This is a genomic window from Planomonospora algeriensis, assembly GCF_977012225.1.
The window spans coordinates 1-510 of record NZ_CDRNDK010001078.1 but is presented as its reverse complement, the minus strand read 5'-3'; the positions used below and the strand labels follow the sequence as shown (position 1 = coordinate 510).

The following is a 510-nucleotide window of genomic DNA, read 5'->3' as shown; positions in this document are numbered from 1 at the left end:
ACCGCCCGCTCCGGCTGGGCTCCATCAAGTCGAACATCGGCCACGCGCAGGCCGCCGCCGGCGCCGCCGGGGTCATCAAGATGGTGATGGCCATGCGCAACGGCATGCTGCCGCGGACCCTGCACGCCGAGGAGCCCAGCCCGCACGTGGACTGGTCGGCGGGTGCGGTGGAGCTGCTGACCGAGGCCCGCGCCTGGGAGGCCGGGGAGCACCCGCGCCGGGCGGCGGTCTCCTCCTTCGGCGTCAGCGGCACGAACGCGCACGTGGTGCTGGAGGAGGCCCCCGCCGAGGAGGCGGCCGAGGCCGGGACGCCCGCCGAACTGCCGGCGGTGCCGTGGGTGCTGTCGGCGAAGACGGCCGAGGCGCTCCGGGCGCAGGCCCGGCGGCTCGGAACGTGGGCGGAGGCGGGAACCGCCGCCGAGGTCGACGTGGCCCACTCCCTGGCGTCCTTCCGTTCGGCGTTCGATCACCGTGCGGTGGTGGTGGGTGCGGATCGGGGTGAGCTGCTGG

Annotated in this window: 1 protein-coding gene; it reads left to right on the top strand. The window is 75.9% G+C overall.

Annotation, left to right across the window (positions count from 1 at the left end; translation table 11 throughout):
* The coding region (locus tag ACWJ6R_RS37890; protein WP_449066791.1) for a ketoacyl-synthetase C-terminal extension domain-containing protein at positions 1-510 on the top strand (510 nt) is incomplete at both ends.